Raw genomic sequence first — 17,617 nt, forward strand, 5'->3', positions numbered from 1 at the left:
CCCACAGACCGCCCCCCCCGTAGGAGCGGGTTCACCCGCGAAGAGGCCAGCACAGGCAAACCCGCCCCACAGACCGCCCCCCCCCCGTAGGAGCGGGTTCACCCGCGAAGAGGCCAGCACAGACAAACCCGCCCCACAGACCGCACCCCCCGTAGGAGCGGGTTCACCCGCGAAGAGGCCAGCACAGACAAACCCGCCCCACAGACCGCACCCCCCGTAGGAGCGGGTTCACCCGCGAAGAGGCCAGCACAGACAAACCCGCCCCACAGACCGCCCCCCGTAGGAGCGGGTTCACCCGCGAAGAGGCCAGCACAGGCAATAAACATCAATGCACCGGACGCGCCGGTACCCGCAACAAGACCCGCAAGCCGTCACTACGGCTGTCAAAGCGCAGGCTACCGGCACACCGCTGCACGATTGCCTGCACTATCGCCAGCCCCAATCCGCAACCACCACTCTGCCCATTACGCCAGAAGCGCTCGGTCAGGTGCTCCAGGTCCGCTTCGGCAATCCCTGGCCCATGGTCACGCACCATGAAGCCCACTTGGCCGTCTGCCATCTGCACGTCCAGCTCTACAGCTTCATCACCGCCATGACGCAAGGCGTTGTCCAGCAGGTTGCGCAGCGCTGCCACCGCCAACGGTGCCGGCATGCCCAGGTAGATTTGCGTAGCCTCCTCAGGCAGACGCAGCACGATACGCCGGTTGTCGCCGCCGCCCGCATCCTGCATCGCCTGCCGCGCCACCTGCTCGGCGCTGCACTGCACGCCATCCTCAAACGACAGGCTGCCTTCCACCCGCGCCAGCATCAGCAACTGCTCAAGCGTGCGGTGCATGCGGTCGGTGCCCTGCTCGGCATGTTCCAGCGCCTGCTCGCGCACTGCACCGTCGGTCATGCGCGCCACCTGCAGGTGGGTCTTGATCGCGGTCAACGGGCTGCGCAGTTCATGCGCGGCATCGTCGGTCAGGCGCCGCTCACGCTCGAGGGTCTGAGCAATGCGCAGGAACAGCTGGTTCTGGGTCTCCAGCAACGGCTGTAACTCGCTGGGCATGCCCGCCACCTGCAGCGGCTCGACACTGTCCGCACGCCTGCGGCGCAAGGCATCACGCATGCGGTTGAGCGGCTCCAGGCCCTTGCCAAGGCCGATCCACAACAGCCCCAGGCTGCCAAGCAGGGCCATCAATACCGGCGCCGATGCCGCCAGCAGAATCGACTGGTTCAGTGCCTCGCGCTCCATGTGCCGGTCGGCCGTGGTGATGCGCACATCGCCGTGGTTGTAGGTAAAGGTGCGCCAAAGCGCATCGTCGATGGTCTGGTCACGGAACCCGCTGCGCTCGTCGTCCATGGCGCCATCGTGCTTGTGGTTGCTGGCGAGGATCTCGCCACGCAGCGAGCTGACCTGGCAGGCCATGCCGTCCGGTACGCTGAACTGGTCGGCGGAAAAATGCGCCTCCCCGCCCTTGGCAGTCAGCGGCTGCGGCAACTGGTCGATCAACCCGGCGACCATACGCGCCGACGCCACCAGGCGCTGGTCGAGGGAAAACATCATCTGCTGGCGCAGGTCACGCAGCATCCACGCCGCGGCCAGCGCCCAGATGATCACGAAGGCGCTGCCGAGGATCAGGCTCAGGCGTACCCGAAGGCTCATGATGCGGCCTCTTGCGGTGCCTGCGCCGGGCCCAGCCGGTAGCCCAGGCCACGCACGGTCTCGACAATGCCGTTACCCAGCTTGCGACGCAGGTGGTGGATGTGCACATTCAGGGCGTTGCTCTCGACCTCGTCGCTGAAACCATATACGCAGTCCTTCAGTTGCTCGCTGGACAGCACGCGCCCGGGGTTCTGCAGCAGCGCCTGGAGCAGGGCCTGCTCACGGCGGGACAGGTCGACATGCTGGCCGGCCAAGGTCGCCTCGCAGCTACTCGGGTCATAGCGCAGCGGGCCGTGCTCGATCACGTTCACCGCCCGCCCGGCCACCCGCCGCAGCAAGGTATGCAGGCGTGCGGCCAGCTCGCGCAGATCGAAGGGCTTGAGCAGGTAATCGTCGGCACCGGCCTGCAGGCCATCGACACGATCGGTGACGGCATCGCGGGCGGTGAGCACCAGTACCGGCAGGGTCTCGCCTTTTTCGCGCAGGCGGCGCAGCAGCTTGAGGCCATCTTCGTCGGGCAGGCCGAGGTCGAGGATCATCACGTCGAACTGCGCGGCCTGCAGCATCGCTCGCGCAGCGGCGGCGTTGCCAACCCGGTCCACGGTCAGGCCCTGAGCGGTGAGGCCGGCGCAGATGCCGGCGGCGATCAGGTCGTCGTCCTCGCAGAGCAGAACGTGCATGGTGGGGCTCCCGGAGTGGTGTGGCTGGTATTGCACCTTGGGCGGATTAAGGGGGGATTATGGACCTTTTGGGGAGGGCTTGGGGGAGATCGATCTCCGCGCGGGTCGCCACCCTGCCCCTCGCAGCCTCAACGCCAATTCCCGAGCTTCTCGAACACAACAGAAACGAAGTCGCCTTTTCCTACAACTGATCTAGAAACCTCTGATCCGAATCCATGATGGGATTTCCCCCTGCACACGTTGTCAGGGAGACACCTCATGTACCTGGATTACCTCGTGCCCTCGTGGCACGAGATCGAGTCACGTGTCATCGCCATGGTGGGCTACCCAAGCGGTGGCCAGTTCCGCACCAGCCTCAATGAAGAGGTCGCCTCACTGGGCCTCAACCTGCGCCGGATCGAAGCTGTCCGCACAGCCTTCTACCACGCCGAATGGCAGGCGGCGCAGATGCTGCGCCAGCGCTTCGCCGACCTCGACATCAACAGCATCGTCGACGAACTGCTGAGGGTCGTGCAGCAGATGGCGATGATCGTCGCCGGCGGCACCATTACCGGTGGCCTGCTTGGCGCGGGGGTAGGCGCATTCGCCGGCGGCGCCGGAACCATTCCGTTCGCTGGCGCAGGCGCGGCCATGGGCCTCAAGGTCAGCGGCTGGATCCTCGGAGCGCTGGGGCTGGCCTCCATTGCCGAGTTCTTCGTCGAGGGCTTACCGCGTATCGGCGAGTACTACGTCGATGGCATCCGCTTCGCCTGGGAAGGTACCTGCGGCAATGAAGGCACCGGCCCGTTCTGCCGGGACGACCCCTATGCGATATCCCGGGCCACGCATCAAATTGCTCAAGGCCATGTGGAAGTCGTGGTGCTGTTGTTGGGGGCGATCGTGTCGTACCTCACCCGCGGGCGCGGCGATGCCCGAGTGCTGGCCCAGGAGATGGCGGCCAGCCGCAAAGGCGCGCGGTTGGGGCAATGGATGCTCCAGCATGAAGAGGGGTTGAAGAAACGGCCGGATCTGCAGGTGCCGGAGCGGCGCAAAGGGGCGATGGATGATCCGCAGCCAGTTCAGCCGAATCGGCAGGCGGGAAATGACAAGGAGCACCCCCACAGGGAAGCCCGGTAGCATGCCGTTGCATACGGTGGCATGTTTCAAGGCGGATAAATTGTCAGCATCGAAGCATGGCGAGTTTGAACGGCAGTTGAAGGGGCAACAGGATGGGTTGAATCGGCTGACGGTTGAGGAGTTTTTGGAGAATGTTGCCAATCCTGTAAAGCGTGACCCTGCGGTCGCACGCGCTGCACGCAGGGATCTACAAGACCGGTTGGAAAAAAGAATCAACAAGGAGCTGCTCGCCGAAATGAGCCCAGCAGAAGCAACTAGACTGTCGACCATAAAGGCGAAAGAGACGATGGCCACCTTGGCCGCGCTACACAATCCCGACTTAAGCGCGGGTGGCAGAGACATGATCTCAGACTTTGGCGACAGGCAAGTCAACTCCAGCATTGGTGCTCAATGGCGAAACAGACTAGCCAGCATAAAAGAGGCTGCGGAAAAATCGCCGAAATTCGGCACCCACTCGACTTACATGAATGTAAGACTTCATAAGTGCTAACGATAAGAGGCATCGCAAATGGATGAGGTATTCTCCATATTCCTTGACAATATAGGCGCGCCTTTTTCGCGTCGAGAGGTGCCCCCCTCCAGCATTGATCGCTATAACGGAAAACTTCCAGAGTTGTTACTTGCATACTGGAAAGAGCATGGATGGTGTGGTTTTGGCGAAGGTATATTCTGGCTGGTTAATCCACAGGAGTATGAGGGCGTTGTCTCATCCTGGACCGAGGGCACCCTCCTTGAAAACCGGGACACTTACCACTTGATTGCCAGAAGCGCTTTCGGCGACCTGTATCTTTGGGGAGAGAACAGTGGCTTTTCAGTAAAAATCACAAGTCTTCTGTCCCGTTACACAGGTGAAAACTGCACACTCACTGAAACGGAAGCAACCAGAGAGGTCCAAAGCTTCTTTCTATCAAGAAAAAAAGAACACAACGACTTTGAAAGCCTTTTTGAGCCCGCGAAGAAAAAGCTGGGCATCTTGAAAGAAGATGAGATATATGCATTTGTTCCTGCATTGATGCTGGGAGGGCGCCCCGACCTCAAAAACCTGGAAAAACTTAAAGCAATAGAGCATTTAATTTTGCTGTCTCAAATCACCGAACTCGAACCCTACAGCTTCTCTGACTTCTGAGCACACAAAAGGACCTAAACGAATGGATGTCATCTTCAGCATTTTCCTGGAAACCTTCGGCGAACCCATCGGCCAGCAACCCGTACCACCTGCCGCTGTCGATCATTACCAAGGCAAACTCCCCAATCGCCTCCTTGAATACTGGCAAGACCACGGCTGGTGCGGCTACGGCGGCGGCTTGTTCTGGCTTGTAAATCCTCAGGAATACCAGGGTGTAGTGGCCTCTTGGTTGGCAGGTACGCACTTCGAAGCATGCGACACTTATCACCTCATCGCCCGCAGCGCTTTTGGCGACCTGTACCTATGGGGTGAGAAAACCGGTTCGGTGCTGACCATCGCGGCCTACCATTCCCGTTACCTCGATGGCGCTCACAGCTCAGGCGACGAAGAACGGGACAACAAGATCCACGGTTTGCTCATGTGGCTGATGACCGAGTGCGTCTACTTCGACGACCTGTTCGAACCTGCCAGGGAACGGCTCGGCACCCTGGGCTCAGACGAAATGTATGGCTTTGTCCCCGCCTTGATGCTGGGAGGCCCAGACAGCCTTGAGCGTCTTGAAAAGCTGAAGGCAGTGGAGCATCTGGTGCTGCTTTCCCAACTGAGCGAACTCGAACCCTATGAACTCACTGGCGAAGAAGATGAATAGCCTTTGACGAACGCATTCAAGGGCGCACCGCATCCGGCCTATCGACATCCTGCAACACACCGGCATCCTGCACCTCTAGCCTGACGCAAACCGCTGGGTTGGCCTTGACCACCGAACGCGCCCCTTCATCACCCTTCAGCCGGGCAAGCGCCGGCCAGAAATCGCGCCCGAACAACACCGGATGGCCCTGTCGTCCAGCATGACAAGGCAGGACTATCGTTGACCCACTGGCCTCGCGTGCAAGCAAATCCAGGGTCGCGGACGCCACCCAGGGCATATCACCCAACAGAATCGCTACTGCCTGCGCCTCGCTGTCAGCCAGCGAAGCGGCACCGGCCGCCAGGCTATGGCCCATGCCCAATGTGAAATCCGGACTGGAGACCACCCTGCACCGCGCAGGCAACCCCAGGTCCACGCCTCGCTCCCCTTCACGCAACACCACCCGCACATCATCGAACACTGCGCAGGCGCTCTCTACGCTGTGTACCAGCAAGCTTCGACCGTCAGCCAGCAGCGAACGGCGCTTGTCAGCGCCGAAACGCACACTGCTGCCTGCCGCCAATACCAACGCAACCACGCTCACAGCGCCGCCCGCTCGATGCCATTGCGCGCACGAAGGATATCGGCCAGTACCGCCAGGGCGATCTCGGCCGGGGTCTTGCTGCCCAGGTTCAGGCCAATCGGCGCATGGATGCGCGCCAGCTCGTCGCAACCCAGGCCACCAATTCGCTGCAAGCGTTCGCGACGCTTGTCGGAGGTGGCCTTGGAGCCCATTACGCCGATGTAGAACGCTTCGGTCCGCACGGCTTCAAGCATGGCCAGGTCATCGATTTTTGGATCATGGGTCAATGCCACCACTGCCGTATCGGCATGGCAACCGCCATTGGCGATGAATTCCGACGGCAGCTCGCGGCGCACCTCTATGCCATTCAGCACTACGCCGTCGAGTACTTCGTCACGCGGCTCGCAAAGGATGACCTCAAAACCCAGCCCCCTGCCGAATTCGGCGCAAAAATGCGCCACGCTGGAATAGCCGGCCAGCAGCAGCCGCTGGGCGGCGCCGACACGCAAGCGCACCCGGGCATTTTCCCGTTCGACCCGTGGCCCCTGACTATGGTCATCGAGCAGCTGGCGGGTACCCGTTGGCAGGCTCACCTCACGCAGTACCCGGCGCTGGCCCAGCAGCGCACGTTCCAACTCACGCAGATGCGCCTGCACCTCGCATTCAACCGGCAGGTTCTCCACCAGCACTTCCAGCACACCGCCACACGGCAGGCGAACGCGCGAACGCGGGTCGCTGCCGTCGCCATAACGCACGATGGCAACCGGCTCCGGGAATTCCCCCAGGGCCACGCGTTCGAGAAAGTCGTCTTCGACACAGCCACCGGACAGCGAGCCCAGCCACTGGCCGCTGGCGTTGACCGCCAGCAGCGAACCCGGCGCACGCGGCGCCGAGCCGTAGGTGGCGAGCACCGTGCACAACCATACCCGCTGGCCGTTGCAGGACCACTGCAAAGCCTGACGGATCACCTGGAGATCGAGATGCTGCACGCTTTACTCCGCCTTCAGCTCGGCGAGCTGCTGTACGTTCAGGTCGCCGGGCAATCCACCCCAGGCCTGGCGCAGGTAGTTGACCATATCTGTCACCTGTTGGTCATCAAGCTTGTCGGCAAAGCCCGGCATCGGCTGCATGCGCTCGAAGCCGGTGAACTGCTGTTCACGGATGCCCTCGAGGACCACCTTGACCAGATTGCGCGAGTCGGCCTGGCGCAGCACGGTGTTGCCGCGCATGGCCACGGCGATGTGCGGCTTGCCCTCGCCGTCGACACCATGGCAGCCGGCGCAGACGTTCAGGTACTGCTGGTGGCCCCGCTTGGCACTGTCGCTCATCTGCTCCAGGGCAACGGCCTCGATAGCCTTGGCCGGCGGCGGCTGGTCACCCAGCAGGTAGGTGGCCATGGCCGCAAGGTCTGCATCTTCCAGGTGCTGGGTGCTGTGGTGCACCACCGGGAACATCTCGTTGAACATGCTGCCTTGGGCGCTGATGCCGTGCTTGAGGAAGGTGGTCAGGTCCGGCTGGGTCCAGCCGCGCTCGGCCAGGTCCTGGGCCAGCAGGCTTGGCGCCAGGTAGCCACCCAGCAGGCCGCCGCTCAGGCGCTGGTCCTGCTGCAGCGCACCGATCGGGTTGCGCGGGGTATGGCATTCGCCACAATGGCCCATGACCTCGACCATGTACTGGCCGCGCTGCCAGGCCGGGCTTTTGCCCTCGGTCGGCTGCAGTTGCACGCTCTTGCCATACAGCATGTTCCAGCCGCTGAGCCCCATGCGGACATTGAACGGGAAGCGCAACGCGGTCTGCGGTGCCGGGCGGTTGATCGGCGGTATGGTCATCAGGTAGGCGAGGATCGCGTCCGAGTCTTCACGCTTGATCAGGTGGTACGAGGTGTAAGGCATCGCAGGATAAAGGTTGGCGCCGTCCTTGCGCTTACCCTCGGTGACTGCGGCGAAGAACTCGTCGGCGCTGTAGTTACCGATGCCGTACTGTTTGTCCGGGGTGATATTGCTGCCATAAATGGTGCCGAACGGCGAATGGATCGGCAGCCCGCCCGCATACGGCGCGCCGCCTTCGGCAGTATGGCAGGCCATGCAGTCGGCCGCGCGGGCCAGGTATTCACCGCGCTTGACCTGCGCATCGTCGGCCGCCAAGGCAAACGAACTGACCGCCAGCCCGAGGGCCAATGCCGAGGCGCTACGTACGAAGCCCATGTTCAACCCTCCTTGACCAGGCCGAGATCGTTGAGCACCTTGCGGGTGGCATCGTAGTAACGCACGTAGCCTGTGCAGCGGCAGATGTGGTGACCAAGGCTGGCCTCGATGCGGTCTTCCACTTCGCTCTTCTTCAGCGGCTGGCGCTGGGCCGTTTCCACCAGCACGGTTGCGGCGTTGACGAAGCCTGGTGCGCAGTAGCTGCACTGGAAGGCGAACAGGTCGACGAACTTCTGCTGGATCGGGTTGAGCGTCAGGTTGCCGGCCTGGTCTTTTTTGGCATGGCCTTCGATGGTGCGAACCTTCTTGCCTTCGAAGTAATGCGCACCGGTGATGCAGGTGCGCACTTCTTCGCTGGTGCCATCGGGGTTGTCGACGATCACCACGCAGGCGTGGCAGATGCCCTGGCCGCAACCCAGGCGCGAGCCGGTGAGGTTCTGGTGTTCGTGCAGGTAGTCGATCATCGCCAGGTCCGCGGGGACCTCGACCGGCCCGACCGGTTGACCGTTGAGCGTCAGTTGCAGTGGACGGTTAGCCATTGAGGGCCTCCTTGATACGGGCTGGGGTGATGGGGAGATCGCGCACGCGCTTGCCGATGGCATGCGCGACGGCATTGCCGATGGCACCGACGACCGGGATCATCACCACTTCGGCGATGCCCTTGGAGGGGTCGGTCGGTGACAGCGGCGGGAGGATTTCGCTGGTCTGCTGCCACACCGCCACATCGCGCGCATGCGGCAGGCGGTAGCGGTTGAAGTTCCAGTCGCCCTCCCCGGGCCCACCCTCGTACAACGGCATTTCTTCGGTCAGTGCATGGCCAATGCCCATGGCGATACCGCCTTCGAGCTGGCCCTTGACCAGTTCCGGCACCAGCACCCGGCCACACTCGACCCAACTGTGGTGGTTGAGCACCTGCGTCTCCAAGGTGCCTTTGTTGACCTTGACCTCGACGATGGTCGCCACCGGGCTGTAGTAGGTGACCATGGCGTTGTTCAGCTGGGTGTCGGGGTAGGCCGCATTCTGCCGGTCGAGCAGGTGATAGCCATGGCTGCCCATCTGCGCCTTCTTGGCATTCACCGCACCATCGCCGTACTTCACCGCCATGGCATCGAGCGGGAAGCGCTCGCGCACGCCATCGATGACAAAGTCGGCCTCGGCCCAGCTCCAGCGGTTGAAGCCGTGCACGCTCACGCCGGTAACCAGCCCCATGTCGTGGGCCTTCTGCGCCAGCTGGGCAAACGGAATCGGCGCCAGGCCGTTGCCGGTCAGCTCACCGTTGACCCACACCGCATTTTCACGGCGCACCACCAACGGGTTGGCCTGGCCGCCGTGCGGGCCCTGGCTCCAGATCGCCATGGCCGCCGGCCACAACCCATGATTGAACAGCACACGCGCCGCTTCGCGGGTGGCATGGCTGAAGTAGAACGCCGAGTTGGTCGCCGACGATGGCGACGCCAGCTTGCCGACCCAGCGCGGGTTGCGCAGCGCGGCGTCCTGCTCCGGCTGGCTGATCAGGTACGGGTTTCCGCTGGTGCTCAATTGCAGCTCTGGCCATTCGGTGACTGCAGTCTTCACCTCGTCGGCCGAACGGCCGAGGAAATCGCTGACCACCAAAGCCTGGGAGGTGGACATGCCGGTGCCCAGCTCGGTGCCGATATGGCGCAGGCTGATGCGGCCATCGGCGCTGAACTCGACACTGGCCATCGGCGCCTCGGAGCCTGTGCCGAAGTCCTTCTGGCAGATGGCGAAGCCGACGCCGTACCAGTGGTCCGGGTCCTTGGCGTCCCTCTGTTGCTTGCGTGCATCGCGGTTGCGCCACCACTCGTGCACAGCGGCCTTGTCGAGGATCTCGTACAGGCGCAGGGCGCCGGCCGGGACCGCACCCTGGGTGTTCTTCATGCCCGACTTCAGCGCGTTGGCGCGGCGCAGGTCGATGGCATCGACGCCCAGGCGGCCGGCGATCTCATCCACCATCATCTCGGTGGCCGCCATGCTCTGCAGGGTGCCGTAACCGCGCATGGAGCCGGCCTCGACGCCACGGGAATAGTAGGCGGTCACCGACAGGTCGTTCTGTGGCATGTAGTAGATCGACTGCGCTGCCGTGGCGCCCACGGCTGCCACCGACGGGCTGTAGTTGATGCGCCCGCCGCCGTCGCAGCTCATGTCGGCGCGGAAGATCTTGAAGCTGTTGTCCTTCTTGTCCACCGCCAGCTGGTAGCGGATATCGAAGGCATGGCGCTTGATACCGCTCTGGAACTGCTCGTAGCGGTCGTTGGCCAGGCGGATCGGCACGCCGGCGCCGTAAAGCGCAGCCACCGCGGCATAGAAGACGAAGATGTTGTTGTCTTTTGAGCCATAGCCCACGGTATAGCCCGGATGCATGTTCAGCGTGTTCAGGGCAAAGCGCGACGGCTTGATCATGTGCACGCATTCCTGCGCCACTTCGAACGGGCACTGAGTGGCGACCACGAAGTGCAGCGTGCCCGTGGCCGGGTCATACCAGCCGTTACCGTTGTCCGGCTCCAGCGCGGCAGGTTCGATGGACGGCGTCTTGTAGCGCTCGTCGAACACCAGCCAGTCCTCGGGCGGGTTGTCCAGCTGCTCGGCCATGCGCTTGGCGTAGAACAACCCCTGCTCGGTCAGGTCGCCGTGCTGGTTGGGCTGCTTCGACCACACCGGCTTGCGGTTGAGAATGGTGGGGAACAGCATTGAGTTCTTCAGGCTGGAGAACTCATCGTCGTCGAACGGCGTGGCGCCGCCCACCCGCACGAAGCGGAAGCTGCCATAAGGGTCGCGCTGGTACAGCGGCGCCTGGGCACCGTAACGGATCGCCTGCTGATTGAACTGCAGCTTGCGCTTGGCCTGGCGGAAGCGCTCGAAGTCGTGCCAGATCAGGATCGCCACCGGGTGGCCGATGAACATCGGCACCTTGCCGGGCGGCAGCAGCGGGTCGGGCGAATGGGCCTCGGGCCAGGCAATGCCGTCCTGTTCGAGGTCGGCGGCTGTGACGATGCGGTCCGGCTGCAGGTCGGTGCCGAGCAGGCTGAGGTCATGCCCGGCATAGATACGATCAACCGTGGTGGCCTTGAGCAGCAGCGCATGGCCCTGCTGCGCGGGCCACCCGGGCATGTCCTTGGCGCGGATGTCGCGGGCGAACACTTTGTCGCCGCAGACCTTGGACAAGGCATCGTTACGGAAACGCGCCTTGCCGTCGTGGTTCATCCACTTCTGCGGCGAAGTGGTAACGCGCTCCTCCATCAACGCGGCGAAGGCCTGGCTGCCAAGTGGCGCCATGGTCACGCCGACACCAGCGATCAGGCCGCCTTGCAGGAAGGCGCGCCGGGAAATATCACGGTTGGACATGCTTGATCCTCTGGGCAGTTGGGGCCTGCCCTTTCTTTTGATTCTTGGCCTGGCTTGAGAAAAGCTGACCTTGGCGTCAACTTTACAGCAATTGGGTGGATATAGGCAAAGTCAAGCCGACAATGTGTCGCGGTGTGTATAGGACAAGGGGCGGACTTCGCGCTTTGGCGGGTAGGTGTTTGGCGGGAGATTTTCAGCGCCTGGTAGGTGTTCGCCGGGAGATTTTCAGCGCCTGTGAGATCGAGCGCCGCCCGCGCGGCGCTTCGCGGGTAAACCCGCTCCTACGTTTGTTTCGGGCCAATTATTCCTGTGAGATTTGCGCGCGACCGCCTTGGCGCATGTCTCGATATCGCGTCGTACAAACAAGGCGGTCGCGCGCGACTGGTGCAGGAGGGACTGGCCCGAAACAAACGTAGGAGCGGGTTTACCCGCGAAGCGCCGCGCGGGCGGCGCTCGATCTCACAGGCGCTGAAAATCTCCCGGCAAACACCTCAAAATTCCAACGCCGCCCCCTCGAAAATCCAACAACGAAGACCCTGCAAATCCAGAACCAAACTCTTACTACTCCTGACCACCCCAACCCCAACACCCGCGTTAACCTTCATTTAATCAACCCCAGCCAGCATGGCCCCATTCCCAGATCTGCCAAGGCGAAGACATGCGCGTTCTCCTGCTCTTCCTCACACTCCTACTGGCCGGCCCGTTGCAAGCCAACCCGTTCGATGTGAAACCAGACTTCCTGCCGGTTGACCAAGCCTTCGTGCTCACCCACGACCGCCAGGCCGACGGCCAGATGCGCCTGTACTTCCAGATCAAGCCGGGCTACTACCTGTACCAGAAGCGCCTGAAGTTCGATGGCCTGCCCACCGAGCAGCACCCGCAACTGCCACCGGCACTCAACCATCACGACGAGTTCTTCGGCGACAGCGCGGTGTATCGCGACCAGCTTGAACTGCTATTGCCTGCCAACGCCCAGGGTCAGTTGCGCCTGGGCTGGCAGGGCTGCGCCGACGCCGGCCTGTGCTACCCGCCGCAAACCACCTCGATCGACTTGGGTGGCAGCGTAACGCCGGCCGCCGAGCAAGCCAGCGACCAGGCCCTGGCCAGCGGCCTGCAACAAGGCCACCTGGCCTGGAGCCTGCTGGCGTTCTTCGGCCTTGGCCTGCTGCTGGCGTTTACCCCCTGCTCGCTGCCGATGCTGCCGATCCTGGCCGGGCTGGTGCTGGGCAATGGCGCCAGCGCCCGCCGTGGCTGGCTGCTGGCCGGGGTCTATGTGCTGAGCATGGCCCTGGTGTACGCCGGGCTCGGGGTGGTTGCTGCCCTGCTGGGTGCCAGCCTGCAAGCCTGGCTGCAGCAACCCTGGCTGCTGGGCAGCCTGGCGGGGCTGTTCGTGCTGCTGGCACTGCCGATGTTCGGCGCCTTCGAACTGCAACTGCCTGCCGCCCTGCGCGACCGCCTGGACCGCGCCGGGCAAGGTACCCGTGGCGGCAACCTGTATGGCGCGGCATTGCTCGGGGCGTTGTCCGGCCTGTTACTCGGCCCGTGCATGACTGCGCCGTTGGCCGGTGCGCTGCTGTACATCGCGCAGAGCGGCGACGTGCTGCAAGGCGCGCTGGTGCTGTTCAGCCTCGGCCTGGGCATGGGCGTGCCGCTGCTGTTGCTGGTAACCCTGGGCAACCGTTATCTGCCGCGCCCGGGTGCGTGGATGAACCGGGTCAAGGGTGTGTTCGGTTTCGTGTTCCTGGCCATGGCGCTGTACACCGTGCGCAGCCTGCTGCCTGCGACCTTGCTGCTGGCACTGAGCGGCGCCTGGCTGATCGCCCTGGCCTGGGCTGCCTGGCCGGCCCTGCAACGGCTGCCGGCGTTGCGTGCAGTACCGTTGCTCGGCGCGCTGTGGGGCGGCCTGTTGCTGGTCGGTGCGGCAGCAGGCGGCGACGACCTCTGGCAGCCACTAAGCCCGTTCGCCGGTGGCGTCGCCGCGACAGCCCCAAGCCAACACGCCGAAGACCGCTTCGTCACCGTCAGCCGCCCCGAAGACCTGCAACGTGAGCTGGATGCGGCCAAAGCCCGCGGCCAGTGGGTGATGCTCGACTACTATGCCGACTGGTGTGTGTCGTGCAAGGTCATGGAAAAGCAGGTGTTCGCCCGGAGCGACGTGCAAGCCGGACTGGCCGGTGTACACCTGCTGCGCCTGGACGTGACCGCCGACAGCCCTGCCAGCAAGGCCCTGCTGCAGCGCTATCAGGTACCCGGCCCGCCCAGCATTATCTGGATCGGCCCGGAAGGCGAAGAACGCCGCGCGCGACGCATCACCGGTGAGGTGGACGCAGCCGCGTTCCAGCAACACTGGGTCCAGACCAGGAGTCAAGGCTGATGCTGACCGTAACACTCGGGCCACTGACCATGGCCCTCAACCACCTGCTGATGCTCACCGCCCTGGTGATCGCCAGCGTGGTCGGCTGGTGGGTCGCCCGACGTGGCGGCGAGAGCCCGGAATCGGCGCTGTTCAACCTGTTCCTGATCGGCCTGCTGTGTGCCCGCGCCGGCTTCGTGCTGGCCTACTGGCCGATGTATCAGGACGACCCACTGCAAATCATCGACATCCGTGACGGCGGCTTCCTGTTCTGGTCGGGCCTTGCCGGCATCGTGCTCGGAGCCCTGTGGCAGGGCTGGCGCCACCCCGGCCTGCGCCGCCCGCTAGGCTGGGCGCTGTTCAGCGGCGCACTGTTCTGGGGCCTGGCCAGCCTCGGCGGCCACCTGTACAGCAAAGGCACCGAACTGCCCGAACTGAGCCTGCGCAACGCCGGCGGCCAGGCCGTGGCATTGCACAGCTACCGCGGCAAGCCGCTGGTCATCAACATCTGGGCCACCTGGTGCCCGCCGTGTCGGCGTGAGATGCCAGTGCTGCAACAGGCACAAAGCGATTACCCGCACGTGACCTTCCTGTTCGTCAACCAGGGCGAGACCCCGGAAAACGTCAGCACCTTCCTCGCCACCACCGGCCTGAGCCTGACCCACGTGCTGTTCGACGGCACCGGCCTGCTGGCCCAGCGCGTCGGCTCCATGGCCTTGCCCACCACCCTGTTCTACGACGCCAACGGGCGGCTGGTCGGCAGCCACCTGGGCGAACTGTCCCGGGCCAGCCTGCGCCACGCCCTGGAACCTTTCGACCGGGCCATTGCGCCCGCCCCTGCCGCACAAGGAAACTGACATGCGATTGACTGCACTGCTGCCCCTGTCCCTGGCCCTGCTGACCGCCCCTGCCCTGCAAGCCGAAGAACTGCCCAAGGCGGTTCAGCAACTGCAAGCCAAAGGGGCCGTGATCAAGGGCAGCTTCGATGCGCCCAACGGCCTGCGCGGTTATGCCGCCGAGTACCAGAACAACGCCCTGGCCCTGTACCTGACCCCCGACGGCAAGCACGTGCTGGTCGGCAGCCTGTTCGACGAACAGGGCAAGGACCTGAGCGCCGAGCCGCTGCAAAAGCTGGTATACGCGCCGATGAGCAAGGAAATCTGGGCGAAAATGGAAAAGACCGCGTGGATCGCCGATGGCAAGGCCGACGCGCCGCGCAAGGTGTACCTGTTCAGCGACCCGAACTGCCCGTACTGCAACATGTTCTGGGAACAGGCGCGGCCCTGGGTGGAGTCGGGCAAGGTGCAGTTGCGCCATATCATGGTCGGCATCATCCGCGAGGACAGCCCGGGCAAGTCAGCGGCACTGCTGGCGGCGAAAGACCCGTCCAAGGCACTGCAACAGCATGAGAAGGCCGGCAAGGCCAGCACCCTGAAGGCGCTGGAACAGGTGCCAGAGGCTGTGCAACAGAAACTGGCGGCGAACATGGCGTTGATGGAAGAGATGGGGTTGCAGGCGACCCCAGCCATTTTCTATCAGGATGAGCAAGGCAACCTGCAAAGCCAGCAAGGGGCACCACGGCCGGAGATGCTGGGGAAGATTCTGGGCAAGCGCTAGTGCATGTGGTGGGGCACAGATCGAGCGCCACGAAGCAGGTGACGCGGGGCATGGCACCGGCTACGCCGGTGTTCGCGAGTGAACCCGCTCCTACGGGGCTCGCGCTAACGGCTGGATTTTGCGCCAGGCATGTGATCGCAAGGCCTGCGCGGTCGGGCGTAGGAGCGGGTTTACCCGCGAAAGGGCCGGACCTACTGGCCAATTTCCACCAGCCGTTCACCGTTGCCGCCGCCACTGTATTCGCGGGTAAACCCGCTCCTACGCTGATCGGGGGTGGAGACACATTGGTGATTGGACGCAGGCCGTTCTTTCGCAAGCAGTAAATCTCCCGGCCCGGCAAATCTACCCCGCGCAGATTTCAATCTGCCACTCAACAAATCTAGCAACAATTATTCGGCACCCCCTGTCGTTAAACATCGTCTGCTTGCTTCCCTTACTCAAATCCCACACACACGCACAACAAAGAACACTCGGGCGCTCACAACAGAGCGTTCGAGCATCAAAAACAGAAACTTCTTACACAATTAGAAGAAAAAATAAGTCCCAAAAAACATTATCAGGTTTAAGTAAGACCCTTCTGAAGAATTTTCCCACAAAAATAGCTTTAAACCGAACACTCCAATATCACGCCCAGCCACGCCATCCCCACCGAAAGCTTGACTTGAAACAACCGAACGCCTAAACCTCCATACCCGTACATTTCAGACCACACCAAAAACCAGGAGACACTCATGAAAAATCAATATGGCATTAGCCTCATGGCATTGGCTTCGACACTCACTGCGAAATCAAACAACACGCAACCATGACACCAAAATGGTCTACTCATGAACCCAAACCACTGTATCCGCAGCGCAAAAAAAATCACGACAATCACAAAAATCTTGACCACTGAGCACTTGAGGGAGCCCACATCGCTTCTTTGGTCAGCGCTGGCCCCTTGCATACTCTTCATCATCACCCAGCCAACGCATGCAGCCTCGACCTATACCGCTTCAGCCGCCTGGTTCTACTCATACATCTCTGCCACCCTCGCGTTCTTTGGATTCAGCTTCTACCTCATCGGCAGGAGGGAAAGTGGCTTCACGCGGTCCTTCATCTACCAACATAGCGCAATCAAGCTATTCCTGACCGCCCACACACTCAGTTATTTTTTATTGAGCTCGCTTTACGCCACACTATTCTACCTCTTGACCAAACCCTTACGAGGTCACTACTCACTTCCTGAATACCTCTATCTGATGGCATGCTTCTACACCAGCTACCTCATGTTCACCTGTATCGGCCTGGGGATCGCTGCGCTGCCGATAAAATTCAGCACAGCCAGCACACTTTTCTCACTCATGTCATTTCTCATGCTGGTCTCCGGATACACCGGTGCCACGCTGGGGCACGATGCTTCGCATACGCTAACGCTGATCAACCCGCTCTTTCTAAGCGCGCAGATCTTCCATGGCGAAATGCCCCTTCTCAACAGTTTCCTGACTGCACTTTCGGCCTCTGCAGCCTCGACATATCTGACCGGAAGGTATTTCAGAATCCAACCCATATGGAGCCGATACTGATGGACATTTTAACTATAAACAACCTTCACTTCGGATACAGCGGAAACCCGCTGCTGAACGACATTGAACTCACTATAAAAGCGGGGGAACTGGTCGGTATTCTGGGCAACAACGGAGCCGGAAAGACAACCCTTTTCGACCTCATCTGTAAAATAAAGAAGCCGACAAAGGGTGCTATTTCCAATTTATCCAGGCGTCAGGCCTATTTGACGCAAATCCTTACACCGCCCCCATTGCTCCGCATGAACGAAGCGGGCAAGCTTATCACCAGCCTGACCCCCAACGTTTCCCCAGATCACACAGAGATTCTCTCGAAACTAGCCAAATGGTCCCCGTCACTGTCCAAGCGATATGCAGAAATTGCCAAGAAAAAAGCCGCCAATTGCAGCTACGGTGAAATTCGCAGCTACTTCACGCTGACCTTGTTGCTTTTAAACAGTGACTTGATCATTCTTGACGAGCCAACGGCTGGCGTAGACCCTGAATTTCGACACTATATATGGCTCGGTATAAAAAGCGCGTGCGCGGAAGGTGCGAGCGTGCTGATAGCTTCTCATTACACAGAGGAAATCACGAAAAACTGCCAGCGCTTTTATATGCTCGCAAACAAGCGACTGGAAGCGTTTGACAGTGGTGGACAGTTCATGGAACGCCACCATGCCAAATCGCTGGATGAAGCCTTTATCAATGCTTCGGTCTAGGTACCGTGGCCATTGAGAGGGGGCGCCAAGCGC

Annotated in this window: 14 protein-coding genes and 1 pseudogene; 8 read left to right on the top strand and 7 right to left on the bottom strand. The window is 62.0% G+C overall.

The window, feature by feature from the left end:
- Nucleotides 1–325: 325 nt before the first annotated feature.
- Nucleotides 326–1,648 (bottom strand): ATP-binding protein, encoded by a 1,323-nt coding sequence (locus AA098_RS19335; RefSeq protein WP_003254253.1) that lies wholly within the window; start codon nt 1,646–1,648, stop codon nt 326–328.
- Nucleotides 1,645–2,328, bottom strand: coding sequence for a response regulator transcription factor (locus tag AA098_RS19340; RefSeq protein ID WP_004576176.1), 684 nt, complete (start codon nt 2,326–2,328; stop codon nt 1,645–1,647). Before AA098_RS19340 ends, AA098_RS19335 begins: the two co-directional genes overlap by 4 nt.
- 258 nt (nt 2,329–2,586) lie before the next feature.
- On the opposite strand from AA098_RS19340, the pseudogene AA098_RS19345 reads away from it, so the two are divergent.
- From AA098_RS19345 to AA098_RS19355, 3 genes and pseudogenes are all read left to right on the top strand, one after another.
- Nucleotides 2,587–3,934: pseudogene (locus tag AA098_RS19345) on the top strand (DUF6861 domain-containing protein).
- A gap of 18 nt (nt 3,935–3,952) precedes the next feature.
- Entirely contained in the window at nt 3,953–4,570 is a 618-nt protein-coding gene (locus tag AA098_RS19350) for a GAD-like domain-containing protein (RefSeq protein ID WP_003254258.1), read from the top strand.
- Between the two features lie 22 nt (nt 4,571–4,592).
- Nucleotides 4,593–5,219, top strand: coding sequence for a GAD-like domain-containing protein (locus tag AA098_RS19355; RefSeq protein WP_003254259.1), 627 nt, complete (start codon nt 4,593–4,595; stop codon nt 5,217–5,219).
- A 16-nt stretch (nt 5,220–5,235) separates the two neighbouring features.
- Here the strand turns inward: AA098_RS19355 and AA098_RS19360 are convergent, their stop codons facing one another.
- The 5 genes from AA098_RS19360 to AA098_RS19380 are packed head-to-tail and all read right to left on the bottom strand — an operon-like array spanning nt 5,236 to nt 11,348.
- On the bottom strand, nt 5,236–5,802 hold the full coding sequence (locus AA098_RS19360; RefSeq protein WP_004576177.1) for a nucleotidyltransferase family protein: 567 nt from the start codon (nt 5,800–5,802) through the stop codon (nt 5,236–5,238).
- The gene (locus AA098_RS19365) at nt 5,799–6,770 is read right to left on the bottom strand and encodes an XdhC family protein (RefSeq protein ID WP_003254261.1); all 972 of its coding nucleotides are present in this window, start codon (nt 6,768–6,770) and stop codon (nt 5,799–5,801) included. The genes AA098_RS19360 and AA098_RS19365 overlap by 4 nt, the downstream gene beginning before the upstream one ends.
- Before the next feature lie 3 nt (nt 6,771–6,773).
- Nucleotides 6,774–7,985 carry a cytochrome c gene (locus AA098_RS19370; protein WP_003254263.1) on the bottom strand — a complete coding sequence of 404 codons (1,212 nt, stop codon included), beginning with the start codon at nt 7,983–7,985 and terminating at the stop codon, nt 6,774–6,776.
- Between the two features lie 2 nt (nt 7,986–7,987).
- The gene (locus tag AA098_RS19375) at nt 7,988–8,524 is read right to left on the bottom strand and encodes a (2Fe-2S)-binding protein (RefSeq protein WP_014755857.1); all 537 of its coding nucleotides are present in this window, start codon (nt 8,522–8,524) and stop codon (nt 7,988–7,990) included.
- A complete protein-coding gene (locus tag AA098_RS19380) occupies nt 8,517–11,348 on the bottom strand; it encodes a xanthine dehydrogenase family protein molybdopterin-binding subunit (protein WP_064614925.1) in 2,832 nt (943 codons plus the stop codon). Before AA098_RS19380 ends, AA098_RS19375 begins: the two co-directional genes overlap by 8 nt.
- A 658-nt stretch (nt 11,349–12,006) precedes the next feature.
- Here AA098_RS19380 and dsbD point away from each other — a divergent pair.
- The 5 genes from dsbD to AA098_RS19405 all read left to right on the top strand — a co-directional run bounded on the left by dsbD (nt 12,007) and on the right by AA098_RS19405 (nt 17,584).
- Nucleotides 12,007–13,722 carry a protein-disulfide reductase DsbD gene (gene dsbD, locus AA098_RS19385; RefSeq protein ID WP_004576408.1) on the top strand — a complete coding sequence of 572 codons (1,716 nt, stop codon included), beginning with the start codon at nt 12,007–12,009 and terminating at the stop codon, nt 13,720–13,722.
- The gene (locus AA098_RS19390; RefSeq protein WP_064614926.1) at nt 13,722–14,558 is read left to right on the top strand and encodes a TlpA disulfide reductase family protein; all 837 of its coding nucleotides are present in this window, start codon (nt 13,722–13,724) and stop codon (nt 14,556–14,558) included. Before dsbD ends, AA098_RS19390 begins: the two co-directional genes overlap by 1 nt.
- Nucleotide 14,559: 1 nt before the next feature.
- Nucleotides 14,560–15,318 (top strand): thiol:disulfide interchange protein DsbG, encoded by a 759-nt coding sequence (gene dsbG / locus AA098_RS19395; RefSeq protein ID WP_060539010.1) that lies wholly within the window; start codon nt 14,560–14,562, stop codon nt 15,316–15,318.
- A gap of 827 nt (nt 15,319–16,145) precedes the next feature.
- Nucleotides 16,146–16,883, top strand: a complete 738-nt coding sequence (locus tag AA098_RS19400; protein WP_060539009.1) for a hypothetical protein — start codon at nt 16,146–16,148, stop codon at nt 16,881–16,883.
- On the top strand, nt 16,883–17,584 hold the full coding sequence (locus tag AA098_RS19405; RefSeq protein ID WP_060539008.1) for an ATP-binding cassette domain-containing protein: 702 nt from the start codon (nt 16,883–16,885) through the stop codon (nt 17,582–17,584). The genes AA098_RS19400 and AA098_RS19405 overlap by 1 nt, the downstream gene beginning before the upstream one ends.
- Nucleotides 17,585–17,617: the final 33 nt, after the last annotated feature.

It is taken from the genome of Pseudomonas sp. JY-Q (assembly GCF_001655295.1).
GTDB classification, from domain to species: domain Bacteria; phylum Pseudomonadota; class Gammaproteobacteria; order Pseudomonadales; family Pseudomonadaceae; genus Aquipseudomonas; species Aquipseudomonas alloputida.

Bases quoted from the DNA above. Each gene is read 5' to 3' on its own strand.
- AA098_RS19335 (WP_003254253.1), bottom strand. From the start codon at position 1,648: ATGAGCCTTCGGGTACGCCTGAGCCTGATCCTCGGCAGCGCCTTCGTG.
- AA098_RS19340 (WP_004576176.1), bottom strand. From the start codon at position 2,328: ATGCACGTTCTGCTCTGCGAGGACGACGACCTGATCGCCGCCGGCATC.
- AA098_RS19350 (WP_003254258.1), top strand. From the start codon at position 3,953: ATGGATGAGGTATTCTCCATATTCCTTGACAATATAGGCGCGCCTTTT.
- AA098_RS19355 (WP_003254259.1), top strand. From the start codon at position 4,593: ATGGATGTCATCTTCAGCATTTTCCTGGAAACCTTCGGCGAACCCATC.
- AA098_RS19370 (WP_003254263.1), bottom strand. From the start codon at position 7,985: ATGGGCTTCGTACGTAGCGCCTCGGCATTGGCCCTCGGGCTGGCGGTC.
- AA098_RS19375 (WP_014755857.1), bottom strand. From the start codon at position 8,524: ATGGCTAACCGTCCACTGCAACTGACGCTCAACGGTCAACCGGTCGGG.
- AA098_RS19380 (WP_064614925.1), bottom strand. From the start codon at position 11,348: ATGTCCAACCGTGATATTTCCCGGCGCGCCTTCCTGCAAGGCGGCCTG.
- dsbD (WP_004576408.1), top strand. From the start codon at position 12,007: ATGCGCGTTCTCCTGCTCTTCCTCACACTCCTACTGGCCGGCCCGTTG.
- AA098_RS19390 (WP_064614926.1), top strand. From the start codon at position 13,722: ATGCTGACCGTAACACTCGGGCCACTGACCATGGCCCTCAACCACCTG.
- dsbG (WP_060539010.1), top strand. From the start codon at position 14,560: ATGCGATTGACTGCACTGCTGCCCCTGTCCCTGGCCCTGCTGACCGCC.
- AA098_RS19400 (WP_060539009.1), top strand. From the start codon at position 16,146: ATGAACCCAAACCACTGTATCCGCAGCGCAAAAAAAATCACGACAATC.
- AA098_RS19405 (WP_060539008.1), top strand. From the start codon at position 16,883: ATGGACATTTTAACTATAAACAACCTTCACTTCGGATACAGCGGAAAC.